Origin of the sequence: Streptomyces sp. NPDC087420, from assembly GCF_044744165.1 — a bacterium.
Classification (GTDB): domain Bacteria; phylum Actinomycetota; class Actinomycetes; order Streptomycetales; family Streptomycetaceae; genus Streptomyces.
In genome coordinates, this window is the sequence record NZ_JBIUXU010000016.1 from 137,125 (window position 1) to 145,077 (window position 7,953).

The 7,953-nt window shown below is 70.5% G+C and carries 8 protein-coding genes; 3 read left to right on the forward strand and 5 right to left on the reverse strand.

Annotation, left to right across the window (positions count from 1 at the left end; translation table 11 throughout):
* Nucleotides 1-45: 45 nt before the first annotated feature.
* Nucleotides 46-1,488 (reverse strand): APC family permease, encoded by a 1,443-nt coding sequence (locus ACIO1C_RS30595; RefSeq protein WP_401869523.1) that lies wholly within the window; start codon nt 1,486-1,488, stop codon nt 46-48.
* 96 nt (nt 1,489-1,584) lie between these two features.
* Between ACIO1C_RS30595 and ACIO1C_RS30600 the strand changes: the two genes are divergently transcribed.
* Together ACIO1C_RS30600 and ppgK are read left to right on the forward strand one after the other, a co-directional pair.
* A complete protein-coding gene (locus ACIO1C_RS30600) occupies nt 1,585-2,613 on the forward strand; it encodes a 4-hydroxy-3-methylbut-2-enyl diphosphate reductase (protein WP_401869525.1) in 1,029 nt (342 codons plus the stop codon).
* Nucleotides 2,614-2,744: 131 nt separating this feature from the next.
* Nucleotides 2,745-3,482, forward strand: a complete 738-nt coding sequence (ppgK, locus tag ACIO1C_RS30605) for a polyphosphate--glucose phosphotransferase (RefSeq protein ID WP_161310514.1) — start codon at nt 2,745-2,747, stop codon at nt 3,480-3,482.
* Between the two features lie 36 nt (nt 3,483-3,518).
* Here the strand turns inward: ppgK and ACIO1C_RS30610 are convergent, their stop codons facing one another.
* A complete protein-coding gene (locus ACIO1C_RS30610; protein WP_401869528.1) occupies nt 3,519-4,130 on the reverse strand; it encodes a DUF6542 domain-containing protein in 612 nt (203 codons plus the stop codon).
* A 206-nt stretch (nt 4,131-4,336) separates the two neighbouring features.
* On the opposite strand from ACIO1C_RS30610, the gene ychF reads away from it, so the two are divergent.
* A complete protein-coding gene (gene ychF / locus ACIO1C_RS30615) occupies nt 4,337-5,425 on the forward strand; it encodes a redox-regulated ATPase YchF (RefSeq protein ID WP_401869531.1) in 1,089 nt (362 codons plus the stop codon).
* Between the two features lie 224 nt (nt 5,426-5,649).
* Here ychF and ACIO1C_RS30620 read toward each other — a convergent pair whose 3' ends face one another.
* The 3 genes from ACIO1C_RS30620 to ACIO1C_RS30630 all read right to left on the reverse strand — a co-directional run bounded on the left by ACIO1C_RS30620 (nt 5,650) and on the right by ACIO1C_RS30630 (nt 7,952).
* Nucleotides 5,650-6,381, reverse strand: a complete 732-nt coding sequence (locus ACIO1C_RS30620) for a HEAT repeat domain-containing protein (protein ID WP_401869533.1) — start codon at nt 6,379-6,381, stop codon at nt 5,650-5,652.
* Nucleotides 6,382-6,495: 114 nt separating this feature from the next.
* Nucleotides 6,496-7,242 (reverse strand): type VII secretion system-associated protein, encoded by a 747-nt coding sequence (locus ACIO1C_RS30625; protein WP_401869536.1) that lies wholly within the window; start codon nt 7,240-7,242, stop codon nt 6,496-6,498.
* A gap of 59 nt (nt 7,243-7,301) precedes the next feature.
* Nucleotides 7,302-7,952, reverse strand: coding sequence for a type VII secretion system-associated protein (locus tag ACIO1C_RS30630; RefSeq protein WP_401869539.1), 651 nt, complete (start codon nt 7,950-7,952; stop codon nt 7,302-7,304).
* Between the last annotated feature and the right edge of the window lies 1 nt (nt 7,953).

Genomic DNA, 7,953 nt, shown 5'->3' on the forward strand with positions numbered 1-7,953 from the left:
CGGCGTCAGCCGACCGGCCCGGACCCCGTCCGCGACGCCCCCCCGTCAGCCCGCCGCCACCCGCCCCCGCTGCCCCACCAGCACCGCCAACCCCACCGCCAGCCAGATCGCCCCCACCACCTGCGCCGTCCCCGACGCCTCCACGATCACCGCGATCAGGATCCCCGCCCCCACCACCGGCAGCACCACATGCCGGAACCACCGCGGCGCCCCCTCCGCGCGCCGTACCGCGAACCACCCCACCACCGACGCGTGCAGCAGCACGAACGCCGACAGCGCCCCGATGTTGACCACCGACACCAGCTTGTCCAGACCGTCGCCCCGCTGCGCCGCCCACACCGCCGCCCCCAGCGTCACCACGGCCGCCAGCAGCAGGGCCACCCGGGGCACGCCCGAGTCCGTACGGGACAGCCCGCGCGGCAGCCGCCGCTCGCGGCCCATCGCGAACAGCAGCCGCCCCGCCGCCGCCTGACCCGCCAGCGCGGCGAACGCCGCGCCGATCGCCTTGCTGGACGCCACCAGGTCGTGCAGCCACGTGCCGACCGCCGAATCCACCGCGTCGTAGAACGCCGTGCCCTGCGCCGCCGGATCGGCCGCCAGTCGCGCCGAGCTGACCGGCTCCAGCAACGCCACCAGATACGTCTGCGCGATGAACAGCACCCCCGCCAGCACCAGGCAGAACAGCACCGCGCGCGCCACCTTCCGCGAACCGCCCGTCACCTCCTCGGCGAAGGAGGCGATCGCGTCGAAACCCAGGTACGAGAGCACCGCGACCGACACCGCCCCGATGACCGCCGTCAGCGAGAACCCCCGGTCACTGGTGAACGGCGTGGACCAGCCGCGCGTCGCCCCGTCCTGCGCCAGCACCACGATCGCCGCCACCACGAAGATCAGCAGCACCACGATCTCCAGCGCGAGCACCGCCATGCCGACCCGCGCCGCCGCCCGTACGCCCCACAGATTGAGCAGCGTGGTGACCACGACGGCGATCGAGGTCCACACCCACCGGTCCACGGACGGGACCAGCGCCTCCATCGCGATCCCCGCGAAGAGGTACGCCACGGCCGGGATCAGCAGGTAGTCGAGCATCGCCATCCACCCGGCGATGAACCCCGGCCCCTCGCCGAGCCCCTTGCGCGCGTAGTTGAAGACGGACCCGGCCTGCGGCGCCACCCGGACCATCTGGGCGTAACTGAACGCGGTGAACGCCATGGCGACGGTCGCCACCACGTACACCAGCGCCACCGCCCCGTGCGCCTTCGCGTCGAGCGTCCCGAACACGCCGACCGGGGCCATGGGGGCGATGAACAGCAGCCCGTACACGACGAGGTCCCGGAAACCGAGCGTCCGCCGCAGCTGCCCGCCCGCCGGCTCCCGCAGGCTCTCCGCGCCGCCGCCCCACACGGGTCCACCGGCCGCCGGCCGTCCGTCCTCGTCGCCGCCGGTGTCGCCGGTACCGCCCATGCCGGTGTCGCCGGTACCGCCCATCGGGTCCCTCCGTCCGTCACGTACCCGTCACGTAGGCCCAGTGTCGGGTCCATGGGCGACGCCCCGCCTGTTCTGGGCGGCCTTACGATGGGACGCATGACTGACACGTCCCGCCCGTCGCCCGCCGCCACCCCCAGTGGAGACGCCGCGCGCCGCGCCGGCAAACGCGTCCTGCTCGCCGCTCCCCGTGGTTACTGCGCGGGGGTGGACCGTGCCGTGATCGCCGTCGAGAAGGCGCTGGAGCAGTACGGCGCGCCCATCTACGTCCGGCACGAGATCGTCCACAACAAGTACGTCGTACGGACCCTGGAGAAGAAGGGCGCCATCTTCGTCGAGGAGACGGCGGAGGTCCCCGAGGGATCGATCGTCATGTTCTCCGCGCACGGCGTGGCCCCGGTCGTCCACGAGGAGGCGGCGCAGCGCAACCTCGCCACCATCGACGCGACCTGCCCCCTCGTCACCAAGGTCCACAAGGAGGCCGTCCGCTTCGCGAGCGAGGACTACGACATCCTCCTCATCGGCCACGACGGCCACGAAGAGGTCATCGGCACGTCGGGCGAGGCCCCGGACCACATCACGCTGGTCGACGGCCCGGACGACGTGGCCAACGTGAAGGTCCGCGACGAGTCGAAGATCGTCTGGCTCTCCCAGACCACGCTCTCCGTGGACGAGACCATGGAGACGGTCGACCGGCTCAAGGAGAAGTTCCCGCTGCTGATCTCGCCGCCCAGCGACGACATCTGCTACGCGACGCAGAACCGCCAGATCGCCGTCAAGCAGATGGGCGCGGACGCGGACCTGGTCATCGTCGTCGGCTCCAAGAACTCGTCCAACTCCGTCCGCCTGGTCGAGGTCGCCCTCGGTGCCGGCGCGCGCGCCTCCTACCTGGTGGACGCGGCCGACGAGATCGAGGAGGCGTGGCTCGACGGCGTCGAGACGGTCGGTCTCACGTCGGGGGCGTCCGTTCCCGAGGTGCTGGTCGAGGGCGTCCTGGAGTACCTGTCGGAGCGCGGCTTCGAGGACGTCGAGATCGTGAAGGCGGCGGAGGAGTCGATCGTGTTCTCGCTGCCGAAGGAGCTGCGCCGCGACCTGCGCGCGGAGGCGGCGGCGCTCACGGCGAAGTGAGCGCACACGCGGTACGCGGTTGATCGCACGCGTGGTTGGACCGTACGTACATGTGGTCGGCCGGGAAGTCCGTACGTACGGTCGAGGGGTAACGGCGCGCGTGGCGGTCGTCTGCCCGTAACGTTGTGTCCATGAACGTCTTCGGAGTGGACATCGGCGGCTCGGGGATCAAGGGCGCGCCCGTGGACCTGGAGCGCGGCGACCTGGTCGAACCGCGTCACAAAGTACTCACCCCGCACCCCGCGACGCCCGAGAGCGTCGCCGACGGCGTGGTCGAGGTCGTACGGCACTTCGGCTGGTCGGGCCCGGTCGGCATCACCTTCCCCGGGGTGGTGACCGGGTCCGTGATCCGTACGGCCGCCAACGTCGACAAGAAGTGGATCGACGTCGACGCGGGCCAGCTGCTCGGCGACAAGCTGAACCTCCGGGTGACCGTCCTCAACGACGCCGACGCGGCGGGTGTCGCGGAGATGGCCTTCGGCGCCGGGCGGGGCCGTAAGGGCACGGTCTTCCTGCTGACGTTCGGTACGGGCATCGGCAGCGCGCTCTTCGTGGACGGCAAGCTGGTGCCCAACACCGAGCTGGGCCACCTGGAGCTGCACGGCCACGACGCGGAGAAGCACGCGTCGACGAAGGCCAAGGAGGACGAGGACCTGAGCTGGCACCACTGGGCGCACCGGGTCCAGAAGTACCTGGCGCACGTGGAGATGCTGTTCTCGCCCGAGCTGTTCATCATCGGCGGCGGGGTGAGCCGCAAGGCGGAGAAGTTCATTCCGCTGATCGAGGGCATCAAGGCCGAGATCGTCCCGGCGGAGCTCCAGAACAACGCGGGGATCGTGGGCGCGGCGATGGCGGCGGCGGGCAGGTAGGCGGGCGGGGCCGTACCGGCGTGGGAGGCCCGCCGGCTACCCGCGCGGTACGGCCCTGCGAGGAACGGCACCCGCCCCTTTGCCGGCGGCCCGGTTCGCGGCGGCGGCCGCCACGTCGCGGGCGAGCTGGCGGCGCCCCATCTGGCGGATCTTGCGTACGGACGCGATGAGCCCGGCGATGAGTGTGCCGCCGTACAGCCAGCCCGCGTGTACGGCCAGCGCGGTGACGACCGCCATGAGGTTCCCGCCGAACCCACCCGTACCGCCGGCGATCGGGATCGTGCCGACGGCGAAGGCGATCGGTACGCCGATCGGGGCGGTCACCAGGTCGGCCTCCCGCACCCAGAGCGCGGTCACGGCGCTCACCAGCAGGAACATGAATCCGTACGGGAAGGGCGCCCCGTCGAACAGCAGCTCGTCCACGAACGCGACGAACAGCATGACGGCGGCGGCGAACAGTCCGGCGCCGATCCCGGTGAACCGGGGGTTGGGCAGACCGCGCAGGGTGACGACGACCGGCGGAACCCGCCGTACCGGCGCGGGCGGCACCCGGTGGACGCTCGCGGCCTCCGCGACGGCGCCCCGGGGCGAAGGGGGTGTCCCCGGCCTGATCCGGCGCTGGGGCTGACGTGTCCTGTGCTGGTCCACCGGACCAACGTAGGTGGCAGAGGGGGACGAATCCGGCACAGGACACGCCCTTTGGGCGAGCTTGGCGTTGCGTTCGAGGCGTACGGGCGGGCCGAGGGGCGCCGGAACCCGTCGTGGAGCGCGAACCGCCGCCCGTAAACTGGGCTTCCCACGCTCCACCCACTCTCTCCCCGCACTCTCTCCCCTCTCCCCAGGAAGTCGCCAACGTGTCGCTCACGATCGGAATCGTCGGCCTGCCGAATGTCGGCAAGTCGACCCTGTTCAACGCCCTGACCAAGAACGACGTGCTGGCGGCCAACTACCCGTTCGCCACCATCGAGCCGAACGTCGGGGTGGTCGGCGTACCCGACCCGCGCCTGACCAAGCTCGCCGAGGTCTTCAGCTCCCAGAAGATCCTCCCGGCGACGGTGGACTTCGTGGACATCGCGGGCATCGTCCGCGGCGCCTCGGAGGGGGAGGGCCTGGGCAACAAGTTCCTGGCGAACATCCGCGAGTCCGACGCCATCTGCCAGGTCATCCGGGCCTTCAAGGACGAGAACGTGGTCCATGTCGACGGCAAGGTCTCGCCCAAGGACGACATCGAGACGATCAACACCGAGCTGATCCTCGCCGACCTCCAGACGGTGGAGAAGGTCCTCCCGCGCCTCCAGCGCGAGTCGCGCATCAAGAAGGACGTCCTGCCGAAGGTCAAGGCCATCGAGGAGGCGCAGGCCATCCTGGAGAAGGGCGAGACGCTGTTCTCGGCGGGCCTGGTCCAGGGCACGGAGAAGGCGGAGCCCCTCCACGACCTGCACCTCCTCACGGCCAAGCCGTTCCTCTACGTCTTCAACGTGGACGAGGAGGAGCTGACGGACGACACCTTCAAGGACGCCCAGCGCGCCCTGGTCGCCCCCGCCGAGGCCATCTTCCTCAACGCCAAGCTGGAGTCGGACCTGGCGGAACTGGACGACGACGAAGCCCTTGAACTCCTCCAGTCGGTGGGCCAGGAAGAACCGGGCCTGGCCACCCTCGCCCACGTGGGCTTCCGCACCCTGGGCCTCCAGACCTACCTGACGGCGGGCCCCAAGGAGTCCCGGGCCTGGACGATCAAGAAGGGCGCCACGGCCCCCGAAGCGGCCGGCGTGATCCACACGGACTTCCAGAAGGGCTTCATCAAGGCGGAGGTCATCTCCTTCGACGACCTGGTCACGACAGGCTCAGTGGCCGAAGCCCGCGCGGCGGGCAAGGCCCGCATGGAAGGCAAGGAGTACGTGATGCAGGACGGCGACGTGGTGGAGTTCCGCTTCAACGTCTGACAGGTTCGGCGAAAGGCCGTCTGACCTGCGGCGGAGCGGGTCGGGCGGCCTTTACGGTCCGCACAGAGTCCGCAGCATGCGGGATGAATCCGACACGGGGGAGCGGATACGCCTCTTCGTCGGCCTGTGACGAGCTCGCCAAGGACGTATGCCGCCTCGCCGCCGATGAGGTGCCGGGCGAAGCGTTCGGCGTGTGTCCTCTCGGGGTGCTGGAACGGCACCGGTCACCTCTCGGGGTGTAGGTCGGTACGGTCGATCCAGATGGGGGTGACGAAGATGTCGTCGCCAACGGGGTCCTCGGAGGCTTCCAGCAGGGACCATGTGCGCGCCTCTTCGACCAGGTGCGCCCAGGGTGCGGTCCAGTCGAGTTGCCAGTCCAGGCCGGTGTCGGAGATGCCGTACGTGCGGCCTCCGGCCACCCGCCAGAACTGGGAGTAGAGGTTCACCTGGCCGTGGTCGGCGAGGTCGTTGATCACTTCCTCGAAGTGTGCCGAGGGCCAGCCGGGGCTGGAGGGATCAGCGGTGTTGCCCAGGCGGGCGGTGAGCGGAGGTATGACGGGGGTGCGTGCGCCGAGTTCCGTCAGGGCCCAGCGGATGCCGACGGGCTCGCTCCAGTCCGGTGGGGTCGCCCGTTCCAGGCAGGCACGATAGGCCTGGCGCACGGGCTCGATCGCGTCGCCGATCTCCAGGCCCGCCAGGGCCATCGCCGCCCATTCCCGGATGGTTGGGTCGTCGCTGCCCAGCAGTGCGATCAGAGCGGAGCCGCAGCGTGGGTCCCCCACCTCCTCGAAGACCTCGATGGCGGTCAGCTGACCGAAGCCGCCGAGGGAAGGCAGTCCGTCGATGATCGCGGGGATGGCGTCGGAGCCGATGCCGATCAGTTCTGCGCGGGCGTCGTACGACGGGCCGGTCGAATCATCGAGCTGCTGGATGAGTTTCTCGATGTGGGTAGTCATGCGTGATCCCGTCGCCGGAAAGTGGGGGAGCCACCAGCAGAGCACCGAGCGGTCGTCGGGCCACCGTCGGGCCACAGGGCGCGGTCCTCGGCTTCCCAGTCGCCGGTTGCCGGTCTACGGGGCGTCGTTGACGGTTTCTGGCTCGTATCGTTCCAGGTCGGCCTTGCTCTCTCGTAGGGCGGTTGCTGTGACCAGTTGGCCCACCGGGGCGGAGGAGCTGAGGAACAGGACCTCTTTTCCGTCCGGGAGTCTTTCCAGTAGGGCGGGTATCGACATCACCTCGTGCGGGGGCAGTTTGTCCTCCGCCAGGCTTGGTGATGAGGAGAAGACGGGGACTGCCGCCGTGCCGTCCTGGGCTTCGGTGACCGACAAGGCGCCGGTCTCGTCCACGCAGACGGCCACCTCGGCGTCGGCGAGCATCAGGGCGAAGAGTTCCTCCGAGGCGTAACCGGTGGCTACCAGTTGTACGGCGGCGTCCACGGGGCTGACCGGTGGGGCCCAGCCGTACGCGTCGGGGGAGGGGCGGTAGTCGGCGTTCGCCTCCCACTCGACGATCTCGCCGCTCTCGTCGCTGCGCCAGCGCCCCAGGCTCGCCCAGGGCGGCGGGGGTTCGTCCTCCTCGCCGTTCCAGTGGCGGTCGATGACGGACAGCCAGTGGTTGGGGGCCACCCTGGCTGCTTTGACGTAATCCTCGGGCGGCTCCCGGAAGCCCTCCTGGCCCTTGAGTACCGCGTCGGGGCCGCCCTGGGTCCCCGGCGGGTCCGAGTGTCCGTCGGCGGGGTCGCCCGTGGAATCCGCCTGCGCGGTGTTCTGTTGCTCGTCGGCCGGGGTGCCGGAAGGGCTCGTCATGGGGGTCGTCATGGGGTGAGACTCCGTCGATGTGCGGGGTGGAGGAGGGGGTGGCTTGCGGAGTTCTGCGCTCAGGTGGTCGATTCTCCGGCGGTCTTCCCAGCGGCTTCCTGGGGGCCGTCCTCCGCCCGCGTCTTCTCCTCGGCCGCCCGGCGCAGCGCCTCCGTCTCCACCGTCATGCTCACCGGGCCCGAGGGGTTGAGGTAGAGCACGTGTCCGTCCGGTATTCGGTCCGCCAGCTCGGTCACCGGCATCAGCTCGTATCCGAAGCGGCCCGCCGCGTGCAGGTACGTGGGGGAGGTGAAGACGGGGACCACCGACGTGCCGTCGGGGGAGGTGGCCGACAGGGGGGCACCGTCGGGAGCGAGCAGTACCGCCACCTCCGCGCCGGCGAGTGACCGTGGTACGGCGTCCCCCGGGCCGTAACCGGTGGCCGCGAGCTGGACCGCCTCGTCCACCGCGTCGGTCGGCGCGGGCCAGCCGAGTGCCTGGGGCGAGGGGCGGTACTCCTCGTTGGCGCGCCACTCCTCGATCTCCCCGTCCAGGCCGGACCTCCACTGGCCCACCACCGCCCAGTTCGGCGGATCGCCCTTCCCCGACCACGCCGGGTCGACCATGCCCAGCCAGTGGTCGGGGGCGAGCCGGGCCGCCTCCTTGATCTCCTCGGGGACGGGCGGGGCGTCGGCGGTGGTGGTGGTTCCGGTGGCGGGGTTGTCGTTCATG

Bases quoted from the DNA above. Each gene is read 5' to 3' on its own strand.
- ACIO1C_RS30620 (WP_401869533.1), bottom strand. From the start codon at position 6,381: ATGACTACCCACATCGAGAAACTCATCCAGCAGCTCGATGATTCGACC.
- ACIO1C_RS30630 (WP_401869539.1), bottom strand. From the start codon at position 7,952: ATGAACGACAACCCCGCCACCGGAACCACCACCACCGCCGACGCCCCG.
- ppgK (WP_161310514.1), top strand. From the start codon at position 2,745: ATGAACGTCTTCGGAGTGGACATCGGCGGCTCGGGGATCAAGGGCGCG.
- ACIO1C_RS30595 (WP_401869523.1), bottom strand. From the start codon at position 1,488: ATGGGCGGTACCGGCGACACCGGCATGGGCGGTACCGGCGACACCGGC.
- ACIO1C_RS30625 (WP_401869536.1), bottom strand. From the start codon at position 7,242: ATGACGACCCCCATGACGAGCCCTTCCGGCACCCCGGCCGACGAGCAA.
- ACIO1C_RS30600 (WP_401869525.1), top strand. From the start codon at position 1,585: ATGACTGACACGTCCCGCCCGTCGCCCGCCGCCACCCCCAGTGGAGAC.